This window comes from Bradyrhizobium sp. UFLA05-125, from assembly GCF_059803515.1.
Window position 1 is genome coordinate 50,285 of the sequence record NZ_JBANBJ010000020.1, and the last position, 18,077, is coordinate 68,361.

Genomic DNA, 18,077 nt, shown 5'->3' on the forward strand with positions numbered 1-18,077 from the left:
GATAAACTTGGAGGCGGCGCACACTGGGGACCAAACGGGCAAAGTCGTAAAGATGATCCGCCCAACGGCGCAAGCGGTTTGCTTTTCTCGAAATCAACCCCATGCAAAGTAGGGCTTGCCCGACGCATCAAGCAGAAACACTAGATATCGTAGTCCGGCCGAGCGACTTCGCCGTAGCTGAGCGAACGCTGCCCCTAGGCCGGCACGATCACCTTGCCGATCGGCCAGAGCGCGATGCCGGCGAGCTTCAGGTGGGCCCAGGCGAAGGGAATGCCGATGATGGTGATCGCCAGGATCACGGCGGTAACGAGGTGGCCGAGCGCCAGCCACCAGCCGGCGAGCAGGAACCAGATGATATTGCCGAGCACCCCGAGCGGACCGGTGCCGATATCGCTCATGCCGGTGACCTCGTCGCGCCGCACCGCCTTTGAGCCGAACGGCAGGAGCGTGTAGACGGCGATGTTGAACGCAGCCCGCGCCCAGGGCAGGCCGACAATGGTAATGGCCATGATGACGGAAGCCACCAGCCAGCCGAACGCCATCCAGGCACCACCGATGAGAATCCAGAGCAAGTTGAGCAGGATGGAGACCGGAGCCATGGGACTTTCCGCCGTCAATGATCCTGCTTGTATAAGCTCGAAAGCTGTCGCTGCGAAGACATCTCCGAGATCCGCTCCCGTTTGACCACGCGCAACTTTCGCCAGCCACTCGTGGTGGCGAGGCTCGTCGGAAATGAAGCGAAGCACATCTCGATTGATCTAAATCAACATCGCAGGACGCGGCATCTCGTTTCAATTGGCGCGTGCGGAGATTTCGCCGTGCGCGACCTCAAATATCTCCCGATCGCGACTTTTCTACTTGTCGGAGGGGCGCTGTCGGACAGCGTACCCTTCCGCTCAATCGCAAAAGCTGCCGACGAAACGCCCAAGGACATGCTGGCAGCTCAAATCCGCAGCCAAGGTATCGTTTGCGACAAGCCGCAGCGTGCGAACAGGATACCGCGCGATCAAAGCCGGATCACGAGGTCTGGGTTCTGACGTGCGACAACGCAACCTACAGGATCAGCCGATATCCCGACATGGCTGCAAAGGTGGAGCAATTGCGATAGCCACATCGTCGATCAAGGGCTCGATAAGCCATGCCGGGTTCAGGTCCATCCCACAACCGGAGAAAGCAATGCCCAATTCGATCAACGAAAACAGCGCGAACTCGGACAAGAGCAAGCTCAATCGCCGCGATATATTGATGGCCAGCACCGCCGTTGCAGCAACGTCGGCGCTCGGTGCGATCGCGAGCGTGCAAACGGCGATAGCGCAACAGGCGGCCGGCCAGAAGCCGAACATTGTCGTCATCATGGGCGATGACATCGGCATCTGGAACATCGGTGCCTATCACCGCGGCATGATGGCCGGACGGACACCGAACCTCGACAAGATCGCGGCCGAAGGCATGCTGTTCACCGACTATTACGCCGAAGCAAGCTGCACGGCCGGCCGCGCCAACTTCATCACGGGTGAGTTGCCGATCCGCACCGGCATGACAACCGTCGGACAAGCCGGCGCGCCCACCGGCTTGCCGGCGGAAGCCGTGACGCTTGCGACTGTCCTCAAGGACATGGGCTACGCGACCGGACAGTTCGGCAAAAATCACCTCGGCGACAAGAACGAGTTCCTGCCGACGGTGCACGGCTTCGACGAATTCTTCGGCTATCTGTATCATCTGGATGCGATGGAAGACCCGGCACATCCCGCCTACCCGCAGGAACTGCTGAACACCGTCGGCCCGCGCAACATGATCCACTCCTACGCGACGGACCGCGACGATACGACGGTCGATCCGCGCTGGGGCAAAGTCGGCAAGCAGAGGATCGAAGATGCCGGCACGCTCTACCCCAAGCGGATGGAGACCGTGGACGACGAGATTCGGGACTTTGCCCTCAAGTTCATCGAGAAAGCAAAGACCGACGGCAAGCCGTTCTTCCTGTGGCTCAACCCGACACGCATGCATATCGTCACCCACCTCTCGCCCAAATACGAGGCAACGCGCAATTCGAGGAACGGCTGGACCATTCATGAAGCCGGCATGGCGCAGCTCGATGACGACGTTGGTCTGGTGATGCAGAAGCTCAAGGATATGGGCGTCGACAACAACACCATCGTCGTGTTCACGACCGACAACGGGACTGAGGTCTTTACCTGGCCCGACGGCGGGCAGACGCCATTCGCGCAGAGCAAAGGCACCGTTCTGGAAGGCGGCTTTCGTGCGCCCGCGATGGTCCGCTGGCCGGGCAAGGTCCCGGCGGGCAAGGTCGAGAACGGCATCATCTCAGGCCTCGACTGGTTCCCGACCCTGGTGGCGGCCGCCGGAAATCCGGACATTGCCGAACAGCTGCGGAAGGGCAAGCAGATCGGCGACCGCACATACAAGAACTATCTCGACGGCTACAACCAGATGGACATGATCACCGGCAAGGGGCCGTCAAACCGGCATGAAGTCTGGTATTTTGGAGAGAGCGAACTCGGCGCGGTCCGCATCGACGACTTCAAATATCGTTTCATCGACCAACCCGGCGGGTGGCTCGGCGAGAAGACCAAAGTTGACGTGCCGTATCTGACCAACCTGCGCCTCGATCCATTCGAGCGCACGGGGTGGCCCGACAGCGGGACCAAGTTCGGGGCACAACAATATTTCGACTGGTTCAAATACGAATTCTGGCGGTTCGTATTCGTTCAGCAGCAGGTCGAGAAGCTCGCTCAGACCGCAATCGAGTTTCCGCCAATGCAGCGGGGCGCCAGCTTCAATCTCGATGCGGTGAAAGCCAAGATAGAGGCAGCCAGGACGGCAATGGCCAAATAGCTCATTCAACTGGATGAGTGAATACGCCTTTGGCCGGCGGGCCCGCGCTATGTGCCGAATGTGCCATAGCCGGGCGCCGGCCCAGCCGCCTAATTTTACGTTCCGAGCTTCTTAGTCGGTTGTCTTCCTGAATGGCCATGGAGGCCAGACATGATCGTGTCGCGGCGCACTTGCCTCGATTTCCTGGCGGCTTTCGTTGCAACCACGGCACTCGCGGACACTCCGGCCAAGGCGCAGGGCCACAAGACCAACATCGTCGTCATGCTCACGGATAATCTGGGCTATGGCGAGTTGGGCGTTTACGGCGGCGGCATCCTTCGGGGCGCGGCCACCCCGAGGATTGACCGGCTTGCAGCCGAAGGAATGCGCTTGCTCAACTTCAACGTCGAGGCGCAGTGCACGCCGTCGCGATCCGCGTTGATGACCGGGCGCTTCTCGATCCGTTCCGGAACCTATCAAGTCCCCATCGGCGGCGTTCCCGACGGGCTGACACAGTGGGAAATCACCATTGCTCAGCTACTGTCGCAGCAAGGCTATGCCACAGGCATGTGGGGCAAATGGCATCTCGGAAGCGCCGAGGCCCGGCTGCCCACAAACAGGGGTTTCGATGAATGGTATGGCATTCCGCGTACCTACGACGAGGCGGAGTGGCCTTCTCTCAATCAGACAAACAGCATGTGGCCATCGGTCGGCAACAAGCAGGGTTGGAATGCGAAGGAAGTCGCGCCCCAAATGATCTACGATGCCCGCAAAGGTGATAAGCCGCGAGAAGTCGCGATACTCGACGTTGATCGCCGCCGAACAATGGAAGCCGAAATTACCAGCAGGGCGGTGGATTTCATCAAGCGCAACGCGGGCGCTGGTAAACCATTCTTCGCCTATGTGTCATTCTCATTGATGCACATGCCGACATTGCCAAACCCGGATTTCGCCGGGAGAACCGGTAACGGGGATTGGGCCGATTGCTTGGCGGAAATGGACTACCGCACTGGACAAATTCTCGACGCCATCAAACAAGCGGGCGTCGAAGATGACACGCTGGTCATTTTCACCAGCGACAATGGCCCAGAAGCAACCCGCCCGTGGGAAGGAGACAGCGGACCTTGGCGGGGCACGTACTTCACGGCAATGGAGGCCTCGCTGCGAACACCGTTCATCATCCGCTGGCCTGGTAAAGTGCCCGCTGGCCACGTCAACAACGAGATAGTTCACATCGTCGACCTATTCGCGACGCTCGCGCATATCGGCGGCGCGGACGTTCCAACGGATCGCCCGATTGATGGGGTTGACCAGTTGGACTTCTTCCTCGGCCAGAAGGAAGCCTCTAACCGCGAAGGTTTTCCCGTCTACGTGGCCGACCGGCTGACCGCCGTCAAATGGCGGAACTGGAAGATGCATCTCATCAAGCAAGACAGCATGTACGACGTCCCGGAGAAGCTTCCATTGCCGAGGATCATCAACCTGCTTACAGATCGCAAGGAAGAGCGCGACGCGGGTCCCTACAACACTTGGGTGGCAGATCCGATGTTGAAGATTATTGCCGAATTTGAGGCCAGCCTGAAGAAATATCCGCCGATCAAACTCGGCACGCCAGACCCGTATACAACGCCTCAGTAGCTACTGCCTCAACACCGCATCGGAGTCGCCTACCGGCCGCTCGCAACATTCTCGGTAACGCGACATTGCTCCGAAAATCGGACAAATGAACTGAAAGTGCGGCGCATGAAGTCTAGGCGCGGCCGTTGACCCGTCAAGTGCGGAGACCGAGGCAAAACATCGTGCCGCTCGTTTGCGCGGAGCCGGCCTTCGCTGTCTCTAGAGCTCGTTCACGCGGGGCCTCGCGTAATACTGCGATGATGAAGACTGCCGCAAGCAAGGGAAACACGAATGGCCGGCTCGTGACGCGCGTTGGAACTAGGCAGCCGTCGAAGACGATTGGAACCGGCCAAATTTTCGGGATATCGAGTGGAGGTAGGGTGGGGGCGCGCCAGCCGTCGGTCCGTCCTGTCAGATCTTCCGCCCCGCCTGCTCCCAATAGGGATCGCGCAGGCGGCGCTTGAAGATCTTGCCAGAGTCTTCGCGCGGCAATTGAGTACGAATTTCGATGTACTTGGGCACCTTGTAGTCCGCCAGTTGGGCCTTCAGGCGCGCGCGGATGTCCTCGGCCTCCAGTGTCACGCCGGCTTGCGGCTCGACCACCGCCATCAGTGCCTCGCCGAACTCGGCATCGGGGATGCCGAACACGGCGCAGTCATGTACGCCCTGAACAGCGTGCAGCACGGCCTCGATCTCGGCCGGATAGATGTTGACACCGCCCGAGATCACCATGTCGCGCTTGCGGTCGCAGATGAAGACGTAGCCGTCCTCGTCGATATAGCCGACGTCGCCCGAGGTGATGAAGCCGTCGCGGTCGATCTCGCGGCGTTTCTCGGGCTTGTTGTGATAGGTGAAATCAGCCGTCTCGCGCATGCGCGAATAGATTTCGCCAATCTCGCCGACGCCGAGCACGCGGCCATCTTCGCCAATGAAACGCAGCTCTGCGCCGGGCGAGATTTTGCCCACCGTGCCCGGCTTCTTCAGCGCGTCCTCCGACGTGGCGAAGGTCACGGCGCCGGATTCGGTCGAGCCGTAGAACTCATAGATCACCGGCCCCCACCATTCGATCATGGCGCGCTTGACGTCGGGCGGACAGGGCGCGGCGGCGTGGATCACGTGGCGCAGCGAGGACACGTCGTATTTTTGGCGCAGCTCTTCCGGCAGTTTCATCAGGCGGATGAACATGGTTGGCACCATGAAGATGGTGTCGATGCGATAGTGCTCGATCAGCGCCAGAAATTCTTCCGGCTCGAACCGCGGCATCAGCACCAGCGCGCCGCCGAGCCGCCCTGCGCGGATGCCGAACGAGTTCGGCGCGGAATGATAGAGCGGCCCCGGCAACAGCGCGCGCGAGCCGGGCTTGAGGCCATAGATCATCGCGCGCATCCGATCGCCGGCAGCCAGTTGCTCCCCCGTCGGCGCGTTGCGCCGCACACCCTTGGGATGACCCGTGGTGCCCGAGGTGTAGATCATGTTCATGGGCTGTGGCACGACTTGGCCGTCATAGGGCTGGAATTGCGCGAGCCAAGAATCGAAATCGATCGCAAAATCCGGCGTCGCCAGATGATCAGGATCGATCTTGTAGGTCTTCAGGATTTCGGACGGCGTCGGCACGCTCAGCACGGTGACGCCTTCAGGGATCGCCTCGCGCAAGGCGTGCAGCATGTCGGCATGCGCGATCAAAACCCGCGTGCCGGAGTCTTGCAGGATGTAGTTGATCTCATCCGGCTTGAAGTGCCAGTTGATCGGCACGCCGTAGGCACCTAGTCGCATCGCGGCGTAGGCGGCTTCCAGGAAGGCAATGTCGTTGCGCATGAGCACGCAGACGCAATCGCCTTGCTTGACGCCGAGCTTGGCGAGGCCGCTTGCGATGCGTCCGGCGCGGTCGGTGACTTCGGAGTGGCTGCGACGGCGCTCGCCGGAGACGAGGCCGAGGAAGAGTTTGGACGTTTCGCTCATGTTGTTTTTCTTCGTTGTTCAGCGACAGTGTCGGTTATTTCGTCATCACCGGGCTTGTCCCGGTGATCCACGCTCTTGCTTCGTCGCCTTGGACCAAGAACGTGGATGGCCGGGACAAGCCCGGCCATGACGGAGAGTGCATCAATCCGCAAACTTTGGCGCGCGCTTCTCCATATTCGCACGAACGGCTTCGGTCTGGTTCGCGCTGCCGATCAGCTTCTGCTGCTCGACGGATTCGGCGAGCAGCGCGGCAGCCGGATCGACCGAGAGATTGTTCAGCATGCGCTTTGCCGCACGGATCGCATCCGGACTCTTGCCTGCGATCTCGTGCGCCACCTCAAGCGCCGCGGCGCGCGGATCATCGCAGATGCGCGTGGCGATGCCGTATGACATCGCCTCCTGCGCCGAGAAGATGCGCCCCGTGTAGGTCAGCTCACGCAGGATATCGTCGCGCACAAGCGAAGCCAGGATCGGCGTCCCCGCCATGTCGGGCACGAGGCCCCATTTGATCTCCATGATCGACATCCGCGCATCGGGCGCGACGAAGCGCATGTCCGCGCCCAGCGCGAGCTGAAAGCCGCCGCCGAAGGCGACGCCGTGGACTGCGGCGATTACGGGCACGGGAAGCTGACGCCAGCCCCACACTGCCTGTTGTGCGAAATTCGCCTTGCCGTGCGTGCGCACGGTGAGATCGCGATTTTCGCCACCCGGAATTCCGTTGCCGCCCTTCTCCTTCATGGCGGCAAAACGTCCCATATCGAGGCCGGCGCAGAACGCCCGCCCCTCACCGGACAGCACCACAGCGCGTACGCCTTTTTCTTTGGAAAGCCGGTCGGTTGCGTCGACCAATGCCTGAAACATCGCCTGATCCAGCGCGTTCATCTTGTCTGCCCGCACCAGGCGGACGTCGGCGATGCCTTCCGAAATCGAAATCGAGACGCGGTCTTCCATCGACGAATTCTCCCCTGATCTTGAACGGCAGCCGCTTTACAGAAGGGCGGTGGCCGGATTTAGTCAATCGACCAATTAACTCATAATCCATCGAGGGGAAACGCCATGTTCAAGGAAAATCTTCTGGCCGGTCGGCGCATCCTTGTGACCGGCGGCGGCACTGGTCTTGGCAAGTCGATGGCGGCGCGCTTTCTCCAGCTCGGCGCCGAGGTGCACATCTGCGGCCGGCGCAAGATCGTGTGCGACGAGACCGCGACCGAGCTGATGGATCTCTACGGCGGCCGCGTCACCAGCCATGGCGTCGACATCCGTAACGCGCCCGCGGTCGAGGAGATGATCGAGAACATCTTTCGCGATGGCGCGCTGACCGACCTCATCAACAATGCCGCCGGCAATTTCATCTCGCGCACGGAAGAGCTTTCGCCGCGCGGCTTCGACGCAGTCGCCAACATCGTCATGCACGGCACGTTCTACGTGACGCATGCCGTGGGCAAGCGCTGGATCGCTGCCAAGCAGCCCGGCAATGTCGTCTCGATCACGGTGACCTGGGTGCGCAACGGCTCGCCTTACGTGGTGCCGTCGGCGATGAGCAAATCCGCGATCCATGCCATGACGATGTCGCTTGCGACCGAGTGGGGCCGCCACGGCATCCGCCTCAACACCATCGCGCCGGGCGAAATCCCGACCGAGGGCATGAGCAAGCGCATCAAGCCGGGCGATGAGGCCGGCGCCCGCACCAGGGCGATGAACCCGATGGGCCGTGTCGGCTCCATGGAGGAACTCCAGAACCTCGCGGTGTTCCTGATCTCGGGCGGCTGCGACTGGATCAACGGCGAGACCATCGCCATGGACGGCGCGCAGGCGCTCGCCATGGGTGGCAATTTCTACCAGCTCCGTGACTGGAGCGACGACGACTGGACCAAGGCGCGCGAGTCCATCATGGCGCAGAACGAGAAGGATCGCGCTGCGAGAGGCTAGGTCTGGTGCCCCGGACGCAACGCAGCGCGCCTTGCGGCGTGGTGCGTTGCAGAGCCGGGGCCCAGCCTGCTCGCACGTGCGCGAAAGTGTGGGTCCCGGCTCTGCGCAGCAGCGCAAGAGCGCTGCAGCGCGTCCGGGACACGAAACCACGCCGCGCCCCTCCCCGTATTGTCTTTGCGCGCGGATGACGCCACACTCCGCGGCATAAGACAAGACGCCACGGGAGAGACATGTCCACTTCACAGCCATCGGCGAACCTTGCCGAGATGGTGCGCGAGCGCGCGAAGAGCCGCGGCAACGCCACCGCTTATGAGTTCGAGGGACGCCTCACCAGTTTTGCCGAATTCGACGTCAAGACGAACAAGGTCGCCAATGCGCTTCTTGCGATGGGCGTCAAGCACGGCGACCGCATCGCCTATCTCGGCAAGAACAGCGACATCTATTTCGAGCTGCTGATGGGCGCGATGAAGGCCGGTGTCGTGATGGCGCCGGTGAACTGGCGGCTCGCGGGGCCGGAAGTTGCGTTCATCGTGGAGGACTGCAAGGCGCCGGTGCTGTTCGTCGGGCCCGAGTTCATCACGCTGGTGCGCCAGATCGGGGACAAGCTGCCGAACGTCCGCAGCGTGATCACCACGGAAGGCGGGGCGCTGGAATGGCCGGATTTCACCGCCTGGCGGGATGCGCAAGAAGGCAACGATCCGAACGTGCCGATCAACGCGAAGGACATTGCAATCCAGCTCTATACGTCCGGCACCACGGGCAAGCCGAAGGGCGCGATGCTGTCGCATGCAAACTTCCTCAACCTCGTGCAGTCCGGCACCGAAGCCGAGAAGCCAGAGTGGAACCGGTGGACCACCGATGACGTGTCGCTGGTAGCGATGCCGATCTTCCATATCGGCGGCTCGGGCTGGGGCGTGGTGGGGCTCTATCACGGCGCGCGCGGCGTAATCGCGCGCGAGTTCGATCCGACAAAGGTGCTCGACTTCTTCGAGCAGTCTGGCATCACAAAACTCTTCATGGTGCCGGCGGCGATGCAATTCGTGGTGCGCCAGCCGCGCGCGAAGACTGTGGATTTCTCGCGGCTGAAATACATGCTCTATGGCGCCTCACCCATACCGGCGGCGTTGCTGAGGGAGTGCATCGAGGTCTTCAAATGCGGCTTCGTGCAGATGTACGGCATGACCGAGACGACGGGCACGATCGTCGCGCTGCCGCCGGAGGATCACATCGAGGGGCTGGAGCGGATGCGTTCGGCCGGCAAGGCGCTGCCGGGCGTCGAGATCGCGATCCTTGACGCCGACGGCAAACCGCTGCCGCCGCGCCAGGTCGGCGAGATCGCGACGCGCTCGGGCTCCAACATGGCGGGGTACTGGAACCTGCCGGAGGCAACCGCCGCGACGCTGCGCGCCGACGGCTGGCTGCGCACCGGTGATGCCGGCTACCTGGACGAGGATGGCTATCTCTACATCCACGACCGCATCAAGGACATGATCATCTCCGGCGGCGAGAACATCTATCCGGCCGAGGTCGAGAGCGCGCTGTGCGATCACCCCGATGTGGCGGAGGCCGCCGTGATTGGCGTCCCCGACGACAAATGGGGCGAGGCGGTGAAGGCCATCGTGGTGATGAAGCCGGGCAAAGAGGCTGAAGCCACCGACATCATCAATTTTATCCGCGAAAGGATTGCCGGCTTCAAGACGCCGAAAAGCGTCGAGTTCGTCCCCGCGCTGCCGCGCAATCCGTCAGGCAAGATCTTGCGGCGACAATTGCGGGAGCCGTATTGGGCGGGGAAGGAACGACGGGTGAATTGAACGCGCGGTCCCGTAGGGTGGGCAAAGGTGCGCAGCGCCGTGCCCACCATTTTTCCACGTTGGCGACAGAAGTGGTGGGCACGCTTCGCTTTGCCCACCCTACGACAGCGGCGGGCCTCAATGCTTCCCCGGCCCCATATAGCCGAACAGGAACCCCGCCACCTTCCGCATCTGAATCTCCTCGCTACCCTCGGTGATCCGGTAGCGCCTGTGATGCCGGTAGATATGCTCAAACGGCTTGTGGCGTGAATAGCCCATGCCGCCATGGACCTGCATGGCACGGTCGGCGGCTTCGCAGCACAGACGGTTTGCCCAGTAGTTGCACATCGAGACGCGGTCGGAGAGCGTTCGCTCGATCTGCTCCTCGGTGAGCTTGTCCATCTCCCAGGCGGTCTTGCGGATCAACAGGCGCAACATCTCGGCCTGGGTGGCAAGCTCGACCAGCGGGAACTGAATCGCCTGGTTCTCCGCGAGCGCCTTGCCGAACGGCTTTCGTTCGCGCGCATATTTCACGCTCTCATTGATGCAGTAGACGGCAGCTCCAAGCGAGCTTGCGGCCTGCCGGATTCGGTTCTGGTGCACGAAGCACTGCGCAAGCGACAGGCCGCGGCCGACCTCGCCGAAAAGCGCATCCTCGGGCACGAACACCTCCGTAAAACTGACACGGGGATGGTCCGTCGGCATGTTGAAGGTCCACATATACTCTTCGACCTTCACGCCATGGCTGTTCGCCGGCACCAGGAAGCAGGTGATGCCGCGCGCATCGCCGTCATCGCCGCTGGTGCGTGCGAACAGCGCGCAATGGGTGGCGACGTGCATACCCGTCGTCCACATCTTCTCGCCGTTGATGATCCAGCCCTTGACGTTGTCGCGGGTCGCCGGCACCGCGCGCGTCGCCATGTGGGTGGCGTCCGAGCCGTGATGCGGCTCGGTCAGGCCGAAGGTGATGCGGTATTTTCCCTTGATCGAGCCGTCGATCATCGCCTTCTGGTCGTCGCGACCGTAGCGGTCGAGCATGGTAACGACGGGGAAATTGCCGACGATGGAATGCTCGTTCTGGAGATCGTTGTGCAGGCCAAGACCCTTTGCAGCAAAGTGCTCGCGAATGACCGCCATCCAGAGATTTGAACCGTCCTTGCCGCCATATTGCCTGGACACCGCGAAGCGCAGATGACCTGCGGCGTCCGCGACGTCCTTCGCCTTGCGCAGCAGCGCCTCCCATTCATGCCGCGGCAATCCGCCATTCTCGAAATCGGTGCGCGCCCATTCGCGGCGATGGTCGAAGAAGCGGATGTTGTCGTCGGCCTCCTCCAGCGGTTTGATCTCGCGGGCGATGAAGGCATCCAGCTCTCCGAGATAGGCGACGAGATCAGCAGGCAATGAGAAATCCACGGTTCGCTCCCGGATTGATTTTGTCGTTTTGCGTTAAGGCGCTACGCGCATTCTGCTCGCATGATTAAGGTGAGAAGGGTGCGCGCAAGTCAAGCAAGCCGAGGCTTGTGAGCGGCGCAAGGCGCGTTGCGCAATTCGATGGTGCTCGGGCACTGACGCGCGCTAATATGACGCCAATATTCCTTCACGAGAAAATGCGGGAGCGCGCGATGGAGCTGAAGTTCTCAAAGGTGGAACGCAAGGGACCGGTCACGATCGTGACGCTGTCGCGGCCCGAGGTCTACAACGCGCTTCATATCGATGCGCATTTCGAGCTCAACAAGGTGTTTGACGATTTCTCGGCAGACCCTGCGCAGTGGGTCGCGATCGTCACGGGGGCCGGCGACAAGGCGTTCTGCGCCGGCAACGACCTGAAATGGCAGGCAGCGGGAGGAAAACGCGGCTGGGACAAGGGCGGCTTTGCCGGGCTGACCTCGCGCTTCGATTGCGACAAGCCGATCATCGCCGCAGTCAACGGCGTCGCGATGGGCGGCGGTTTCGAAATCGCGCTCGCCTGCGACCTGATCATCGCCTCGGAGAACGCAACCTTCGCCCTGCCCGAGCCGCGCGTCGGTCTCGCCGCGCTCGCCGGCGGCCTGCACCGCCTGCCGCGGCAGATCGGGCTGAAGCGCGCCATGGGCATGATCCTCACCGCGCGCCACGTCAGCGCCAAGGAAGGTCTCGAGCTCGGCTTCGTCAACGAGGTGGTTCCGCAGGGCGAAGCGCTCAACGCCGCGCTGCGCTGGGCGGAAACGATCACCAGGAACTCGCCGATGTCGATCCGCGCGTCGAAGCAGACCATCCAGAAGGGACTCGCCGTGTCGCTGCAGCAGGCGATCGAGGAGCAGCGGGAGTATCCAGCGGTGAAGGCGATGGTGGCCTCGCAGGATTACATCGAGGGGCCGAAGGCGTTTGCCGAGAAGCGGCCGCCGAAGTGGTTGGGCCGGTAGGACCCTGCGCCTGTCATGGCGAGTGCCCGAACATCACCGCTGTCATGCCCCGCCACCGGGTCTCGCCCTCGGCGAGCCCGATGACAGGCTCCGGCGGGGCATCCAGCATTCCAGAGGCAGCGAGATCCATAACAACTGCCGCGGCGTACTGGATCGCCCGGTCAAGCCGGGCGATGACGGCTGAGAATGCGGCGCGCCCACCCACAATCTCGTCAGTGCAAACTTAGCGAAGCAATCCAGACTGTCCCTACCCGCCCCTCGACAGCTCCCGCTTGTACGACGCGTAGTTCGGCTGATCGACGGCGAGCTTGTCCATCGTGGTCTGCCAGAGATGTTCGGCAAGCCCCGGTGTTTCAAGATCGATCTCGCCGCTCGCGATGCGCCCGGCAAGCGCGCGGTTGAGCTCGGTCACTGATCCGTCGGCTCCGAGCAGCGCGCGGAGCCGTGCCACCTCCCGCGCATCACTCCCCTCCTCCATCGTCAACTGCCGCACAACGAGGTCGAGGGCGTTGATGGCCACGCGCAGCTTGAATGCCTGGTGGCCGGAGATCAGCAGCGCGATGTCGCTCCGGAGGAAATCGGCAACAGCTTTGCTCAGCTCGATCGGGCTCGGCTCGTCCTGCATGGTCAACTCCCTCGCGGCGCCAGCAGGCGCAACAGGTCGATTTCGGTCTCAGAAGCGCGGCGGCCGATCATGGCGCGCTCCATGGAATGATCGGGTCCGGTGCGAAACCGCTGCATCATGCCGCAGCACATGATGCCCCAGCGCAGCGTGCCCATCACTTCCCAGAATTTCACCCGCGCCGGATCGACCTTGCGGCCCCCGGCCTCATAGCCCGCGAACAAGTCTTCGCGCGGACCAAAACCACCGACGGGCTTGTCGATCTCGCCAAAGCGCCAGGAGTTGACGCAGAGCCAGCCAAGATCCTCCATGGGATCGCCGAGATGGGCGAGCTCCCAGTCCAGCACCGCACGCAAGCCGTCAGCGCCGATGATGAGATTGCCGTTGCGGAAATCACCATGCACCAGCGTGACCTCGGCGGATGGACCTGGATCGTGATCGCGCAGCCAGCGCAATGCGACTTCAAACACCGGCTTCGGCCAGTCGAGGCTGCGATAGTCGCGCTCGAACTCGTCGATCTCCTTCGCTGCGGTCATGCGCCGGAGCTCGGGCAGTTCCGCCAGCGGCAGCCTGTGCAGACCCGCCAGCACGCCGCCGAGCTGCCGTGCGAGTATCGGCCGCGCTGCGGCAAATGCGTCATCGCGCAGAATCTTGCGCGCGATGGTTTCGCCTTCGACGCGCTGCATGATGAAGCCGGTGCCGAGATCATCCTTCGGCTCGAGCACATGCAGCACGCGCGGCGACGGCAGTCCCGCCTCGAACGCGAGCTGCATGAGCCTTGCTTCGGCGCCGAGGCCCGCGGCGCGCGAGGGAGCGGCGCCATAGCCCTTCGGCGCACGACGCAGGATCGCGCCGATCGTGCCGTCCGGATGCGCAATGTCGAAGCGCCAGGTTTCCTGGCTCGCACCGCCCGACAGTTTTGCCGCGCCAGTCGCGCCGGTTGCGCCAGGGCACCAGCGCGCGACGCTGCGCGAAAGCTCCGCCTCGATCATTTGGCTCTGATCATTTGCCTTTGAATTTGGCCGGACGCTTCTCGAGGAAGGCGCCGACGCCCTCGCGGAAGTCCTCGGTGTCACCCGCGCGGAGCTGGCACTGGAATTCGAGATTGAGCTGCTCCTCGAAGGAGTTTTCCGGGCTGTCCCAATAGAGCTTGCGGATCAGCGACAGCGCGACCGTTGGCCCGTTGGCGAGCTCATGCGCGAGCTTCATCGCCTCCTCCATCAGCACGCCGTCGTCATAGACGCGGTTGACGAGACCCCATTCCAGCGCCTTCTCTGCCGGCAGCCGCTCGCCCATCAGCGAAAGCTCGATCGAGCGCGCCTTGCCGACGAGGCGCGGCAACAGCCAGGTCGAACCACAATCGGGCACGAGGCCAATGCGGCGGAAGGCTTGCAGGAAATAGGCCGAGCGCGCGCACAGGATCATGTCGCCAAGCAGCGCGAAGCTCATGCCGGCGCCGGCCGCCGGCCCGTTGACCGCGGTGACGATTGGACAATGCAGATTGCGGATCCGCCGCAGGAACGGATGAAAGCCGGTCTCGAGTGTCAAACCAGCCTTGGTCTTCTTCGACTGATTGTTGCGGCCCTGCAAGTTCGCGCCGGTGCAGAACGCGCGCCCCGCGCCGGTCAGCACCACGCAGCGGACCTCGCCCTTCCGCTCCTCGATCTCGTCGAGAGCCTCAGTGAGCCCGCCCAGCATGTCCACCGAGACGGCGTTCATGACCTCCTGGTGATCGAGCTTGAGAATGGCGACCGGCCCGTCGAAATCGAGCGTGACGTGTTTGAACTGCATGGTTTCCTCACCCGCGTTGCGGCCGCGATGTTCCGCAGACCGGAATTGGTTTTCGTCGGGGCGCATATTTGATTTTTGCCGGCGGCTTGTCCATGGTGATCGGGACATAGCGGACAATCTTGTGCGCACAGGCTGATGCGAGTCATGCCAAACACAGCGGGGAAACACCCATGACCATTTTCGATCTCACCGGCCGCGTCGCCGTGATCACCGGCGGCAATGGCGGCATCGGGCTCGGCATTGCACAGGCGCTCGCCGCGCAAGGCTGCAACGTCTCCATCTGGGGCCGCAACGCCGAGAAGAACAAGGCCGCCGCCGCGAGCCTGGCGGGCTCGTCCGGCAAGGTCGATGCCCGCGTCTGCGACGTCGCCGATCCTGCCTCAGTGAATGCGGCGATGAAGGCGACGCTCGACACTTTCGGCCGGGTCGACGGCTGCTTCGCCAATGCCGGCATCGGCGGCGGCGGACGGCGCTCCTTCGTCGAGCGCACCGAAGAGGAATGGCGCACGATGTTCTCGACCAATCTCGACGGCGTGTTCCACGCCTTCCAGGCCGCCGCCAGGCACATGACCGACCGCGCCAATGCCGGCGATCCCTTCGGCCGGCTGGTTGCGACCTCGAGCCTCGCCTCGATCTTCGGCACGGCGCGCAACGAGCATTACGCCGCGACCAAGGCCGCGATCAACGCGCTGGTGCGCGCGCTCGGCGTCGAGCTCGCGCGCTACGGCGTCACCGCGAATGCGATCCTGCCAGGTTGGATCAGGAGCGACATGACCGCCGGCATCATGGCCAACGAGAAATTCGTCGCCAACGTGATGCCGCGGATTCCGCAGCGGCGCTTCGGCGAGCCATCCGATTTCGGCGGCATCGCGGTGTATTTGATGAGCAAGGCGTCGTCCTACCACACCGCGGATACGTTCGTGATCGACGGCGGATATGCGGCATTTTGAGATTTTGTAGGGTGGGCAAAGGCGCGTAGCGCCGTGCCCACCATTCAGTGTTTCGCTTGTGATGGTGGGCACGCTTCGCTTTGCCCACCCTACGAATTGAGTCAAAAACAACTACAGGGGGAGGAAGAAACCATGTTCTCGCACGTGATGATCGGCACCAACGATCTGGACAAGGCCAAGGCGTTCTACGACAAGCTGCTGGCGACGCTCGAGGTGCGGCCTGCGCGGGTCGACGGCCATCGCATCTTCTACATCACCAGGACAGGCGTGTTCTCGGTGAGCAAGCCGATCAACGGCGAGCCTGCGACGCACGCCAATGGCGGCACCATCGGATTTGCCTGCAGTTCTCCCGAGCAGGTCGAAGCCTGGCACGCGGCCGGCCTCGCTGCCGGCGGGACGACTTGCGAGAATCCTCCCGGCATTCGTGAGGGCTCTGCCGGCAAGGCCTATCTTGCGTACCTGCGCGATCCCGACGGCAACAAGATCTGCGCAATGCACCGCGTGGTGTGAGCTCGCCACATGTACCGCGCGGCCTGCCACAATCTCCGCCGTCATCGCCCGACTTGATCGGGCGATCCAGTATCCCGAGGCGTCGGAGATTCACGGAGAAGCCGCGGCGCACTGGATTCCCCGCTTTCGCGGGGAATGACAGTGGTACGTTGGCGACACGGTTCAAACAACATTTCAAACGCCCGCGCGATATTCCATCGAATGGCCGTCGCGTGAAAATGTGCGCTCGCGCTTTTTGCGCGTCGCGTCTATGGTCGGCGGCAGAACGGCTATCTCGAAACGGGAGGAACAAGAATGAAACACGCCTATGTGCCCCGCGCCACCAACTACACGCTCAATCCCGGCGACGAGCTCAATGATCTGCGCATGTCGGACCAGGTCCGGCCGCTCTATGACCACGTGAAGAAGTTCATTCGCGAGACCGTCGAGCCGATGACGGTAGAGTTCATCAAGCACGGCGAGAAGAAGGACGACCGCTGGAGCTTTACGCCGGGTCAGCTCGAGGTGCTGGAGAAGGCCAAGAACAAGGCCAAGGAGGAAGGCCTCTGGAACTTCTTCCTGCCCGATGACGAGACCGGCCAGGGCCTGAAGAACCTCGACTACGCCTATATCGCCGTCGAGCTCGGCAAGAGCCCGCTGGCCTCGGAGACCATGAACTGCTCGGCGCCCGACACCGGCAACATGGAGGTGCTGGAGCGCGTCGGCACCAAGGCGCAGAAGGAGACGTGGCTGATGCCGCTTCTGAACGGCGAGATTCGCTCGGCCTATGCGATGACGGAGCCGAACGTCGCTTCGTCCGATGCCAAGAACATCTCGACCACGGCAAAGCTGGTCGGCGACGAATGGGTGATCAACGGCGAGAAATATTACATCTCAGGTCTTGGCGATCCCCGCTGCAAAATCATGATTGTGATGGTCAAGACCAATCCGGATGCGCCGCCGAGCAAGCAGCAGTCGCAGATCCTGGTGCCGAAGGACACGCCTGGCGTCGAAATTCTGGGACCGATGCACGTGTTCGGCCAGGACCACGCGCCGCGCGGACATATGCACATGCGCTTCAACAATGTGCGCGTGCCCAAAGACAACATCCTGCTCGGTGAAGGCCGCGGCTTCGAGATCTCACAGCTCCGCCTCGGACCCGGGCGCATCCACCACTGCATGCGCACCATCGGCAAGGCCGAGAAGGCGCTCGACATGATGGTGCAGCGTGGGCTCACCCGCGAAGCCTTCGGCAAGAAGATCGCCCATCTCGGCGGCAACCTTCAGATCATCGCGCAGGCGCGCTGCGAGATCGAGTCGATGCGGCTGATGGTGCTGAAGGCGGCAAAGGCCATGGACGTGCTCGGCAACAAGGAGGCCCGCGTCTGGGTCTCCATGGTCAAGGCCATGGTGCCGGAGCGCGCCTGCACGATCATCGACCAGGCGATCCAGATGCACGGCGCCACCGGCATCTCGCAATGGACGCCGCTCGCCGAGATGTATCAGGACGTCCGCCACCTGCGCTTTGCCGACGGCCCGGACGAGGTGCACTGGATGGTGGTGGGACGGCATGAGCTGAGCATGCCGTAAAGGCGCGGCTGTCGTAGGTGGGCAAAGGCGCGCAAGCGCCGTGCCCACCATCCATCCAACTGATCGGCAGGAGTGGTGGGCACGGCGCTGTGCGCCTTTGCCC

The 18,077-nt window shown here is 62.6% G+C and carries 16 protein-coding genes; 9 read left to right on the forward strand and 7 right to left on the reverse strand.

The window, feature by feature from the left end; all coding sequences use genetic code 11:
* Positions 1-194: 194 nt before the first annotated feature.
* The gene (locus SO156_RS19390) at positions 195-599 is read right to left on the reverse strand and encodes a YccF domain-containing protein (RefSeq protein WP_458147599.1); all 405 of its coding nucleotides are present in this window, start codon (positions 597-599) and stop codon (positions 195-197) included.
* 27 nt (positions 600-626) lie between these two features.
* Between SO156_RS19390 and SO156_RS19395 the strand changes: the two genes are divergently transcribed.
* The 3 genes from SO156_RS19395 to SO156_RS19405 all read left to right on the forward strand — a co-directional run bounded on the left by SO156_RS19395 (position 627) and on the right by SO156_RS19405 (position 4,473).
* Positions 627-1,037, forward strand: a complete 411-nt coding sequence (locus SO156_RS19395) for a hypothetical protein (RefSeq protein ID WP_498535915.1) — start codon at positions 627-629, stop codon at positions 1,035-1,037.
* A gap of 208 nt (positions 1,038-1,245) precedes the next feature.
* Positions 1,246-2,856: an arylsulfatase gene (locus tag SO156_RS19400; RefSeq protein WP_458147612.1), complete on the forward strand. Its 1,611-nt coding sequence runs from the start codon at positions 1,246-1,248 to the stop codon at positions 2,854-2,856.
* A gap of 150 nt (positions 2,857-3,006) precedes the next feature.
* Positions 3,007-4,473, forward strand: coding sequence for an arylsulfatase (locus SO156_RS19405; protein WP_498535916.1), 1,467 nt, complete (start codon positions 3,007-3,009; stop codon positions 4,471-4,473).
* Positions 4,474-4,863: 390 nt separating this feature from the next.
* Here the strand turns inward: SO156_RS19405 and SO156_RS19410 are convergent, their stop codons facing one another.
* Entirely contained in the window at positions 4,864-6,411 is a 1,548-nt protein-coding gene (locus tag SO156_RS19410; RefSeq protein WP_498535917.1) for an acyl-CoA synthetase, read from the reverse strand.
* A gap of 141 nt (positions 6,412-6,552) precedes the next feature.
* Entirely contained in the window at positions 6,553-7,362 is an 810-nt protein-coding gene (locus tag SO156_RS19415) for a crotonase/enoyl-CoA hydratase family protein (protein ID WP_498535918.1), read from the reverse strand.
* A gap of 105 nt (positions 7,363-7,467) precedes the next feature.
* Here SO156_RS19415 and SO156_RS19420 point away from each other — a divergent pair, with 105 nt between their 5' ends.
* Complete coding sequence (locus SO156_RS19420; protein ID WP_498535919.1) at positions 7,468-8,340, forward strand: SDR family oxidoreductase; 873 nt, start codon at positions 7,468-7,470, stop codon at positions 8,338-8,340.
* A 230-nt stretch (positions 8,341-8,570) separates the two neighbouring features.
* Positions 8,571-10,151 (forward strand): fatty acid--CoA ligase, encoded by a 1,581-nt coding sequence (locus SO156_RS19425; RefSeq protein ID WP_458147605.1) that lies wholly within the window; start codon positions 8,571-8,573, stop codon positions 10,149-10,151.
* Positions 10,152-10,268: 117 nt separating this feature from the next.
* Here the strand turns inward: SO156_RS19425 and SO156_RS19430 are convergent, their stop codons facing one another.
* A complete protein-coding gene (locus tag SO156_RS19430; protein ID WP_458147606.1) occupies positions 10,269-11,543 on the reverse strand; it encodes an acyl-CoA dehydrogenase family protein in 1,275 nt (424 codons plus the stop codon).
* A gap of 209 nt (positions 11,544-11,752) precedes the next feature.
* Here SO156_RS19430 and SO156_RS19435 point away from each other — a divergent pair, with 209 nt between their 5' ends.
* Positions 11,753-12,532, forward strand: coding sequence for an enoyl-CoA hydratase-related protein (locus SO156_RS19435; protein ID WP_458147607.1), 780 nt, complete (start codon positions 11,753-11,755; stop codon positions 12,530-12,532).
* 247 nt (positions 12,533-12,779) lie between these two features.
* Here the strand turns inward: SO156_RS19435 and SO156_RS19440 are convergent, their stop codons facing one another.
* The 3 genes from SO156_RS19440 to SO156_RS19450 are packed head-to-tail and all read right to left on the reverse strand — an operon-like array spanning position 12,780 to position 14,945.
* Entirely contained in the window at positions 12,780-13,157 is a 378-nt protein-coding gene (locus tag SO156_RS19440) for a DUF6285 domain-containing protein (RefSeq protein ID WP_458144307.1), read from the reverse strand.
* A gap of 2 nt (positions 13,158-13,159) precedes the next feature.
* Entirely contained in the window at positions 13,160-14,146 is a 987-nt protein-coding gene (locus tag SO156_RS19445; protein ID WP_458144308.1) for a phosphotransferase family protein, read from the reverse strand.
* Positions 14,147-14,156: 10 nt separating this feature from the next.
* The gene (locus SO156_RS19450) at positions 14,157-14,945 is read right to left on the reverse strand and encodes an enoyl-CoA hydratase/isomerase (protein ID WP_498535920.1); all 789 of its coding nucleotides are present in this window, start codon (positions 14,943-14,945) and stop codon (positions 14,157-14,159) included.
* A gap of 170 nt (positions 14,946-15,115) precedes the next feature.
* On the opposite strand from SO156_RS19450, the gene SO156_RS19455 reads away from it, so the two are divergent.
* From SO156_RS19455 to SO156_RS19465, 3 genes are all read left to right on the forward strand, one after another.
* A complete protein-coding gene (locus SO156_RS19455; protein WP_498535921.1) occupies positions 15,116-15,895 on the forward strand; it encodes an SDR family NAD(P)-dependent oxidoreductase in 780 nt (259 codons plus the stop codon).
* Between the two features lie 132 nt (positions 15,896-16,027).
* On the forward strand, positions 16,028-16,405 hold the full coding sequence (locus SO156_RS19460) for a VOC family protein (protein ID WP_498535922.1): 378 nt from the start codon (positions 16,028-16,030) through the stop codon (positions 16,403-16,405).
* Positions 16,406-16,699: 294 nt separating this feature from the next.
* Complete coding sequence (locus tag SO156_RS19465; protein WP_498535923.1) at positions 16,700-17,974, forward strand: acyl-CoA dehydrogenase family protein; 1,275 nt, start codon at positions 16,700-16,702, stop codon at positions 17,972-17,974.
* The last annotated feature ends 103 nt before the right edge of the window (positions 17,975-18,077 follow it).

Excerpts from the sequence above, each read along its gene's own strand:
- SO156_RS19390 (WP_458147599.1), bottom strand. The coding sequence starts at position 599 with ATGGCTCCGGTCTCCATCCTGCTCAACTTGCTCTGGATTCTCATCGGT.
- SO156_RS19400 (WP_458147612.1), top strand. The coding sequence starts at position 1,246 with ATGGCCAGCACCGCCGTTGCAGCAACGTCGGCGCTCGGTGCGATCGCG.
- SO156_RS19405 (WP_498535916.1), top strand. The coding sequence starts at position 3,007 with ATGATCGTGTCGCGGCGCACTTGCCTCGATTTCCTGGCGGCTTTCGTT.
- SO156_RS19410 (WP_498535917.1), bottom strand. The coding sequence starts at position 6,411 with ATGAGCGAAACGTCCAAACTCTTCCTCGGCCTCGTCTCCGGCGAGCGC.
- SO156_RS19415 (WP_498535918.1), bottom strand. The coding sequence starts at position 7,362 with ATGGAAGACCGCGTCTCGATTTCGATTTCGGAAGGCATCGCCGACGTC.
- SO156_RS19420 (WP_498535919.1), top strand. The coding sequence starts at position 7,468 with ATGTTCAAGGAAAATCTTCTGGCCGGTCGGCGCATCCTTGTGACCGGC.
- SO156_RS19425 (WP_458147605.1), top strand. The coding sequence starts at position 8,571 with ATGTCCACTTCACAGCCATCGGCGAACCTTGCCGAGATGGTGCGCGAG.
- SO156_RS19435 (WP_458147607.1), top strand. The coding sequence starts at position 11,753 with ATGGAGCTGAAGTTCTCAAAGGTGGAACGCAAGGGACCGGTCACGATC.
- SO156_RS19440 (WP_458144307.1), bottom strand. The coding sequence starts at position 13,157 with ATGCAGGACGAGCCGAGCCCGATCGAGCTGAGCAAAGCTGTTGCCGAT.
- SO156_RS19445 (WP_458144308.1), bottom strand. The coding sequence starts at position 14,146 with ATGATCGAGGCGGAGCTTTCGCGCAGCGTCGCGCGCTGGTGCCCTGGC.
- SO156_RS19450 (WP_498535920.1), bottom strand. The coding sequence starts at position 14,945 with ATGCAGTTCAAACACGTCACGCTCGATTTCGACGGGCCGGTCGCCATT.
- SO156_RS19455 (WP_498535921.1), top strand. The coding sequence starts at position 15,116 with ATGACCATTTTCGATCTCACCGGCCGCGTCGCCGTGATCACCGGCGGC.
- SO156_RS19460 (WP_498535922.1), top strand. The coding sequence starts at position 16,028 with ATGTTCTCGCACGTGATGATCGGCACCAACGATCTGGACAAGGCCAAG.
- SO156_RS19465 (WP_498535923.1), top strand. The coding sequence starts at position 16,700 with ATGAAACACGCCTATGTGCCCCGCGCCACCAACTACACGCTCAATCCC.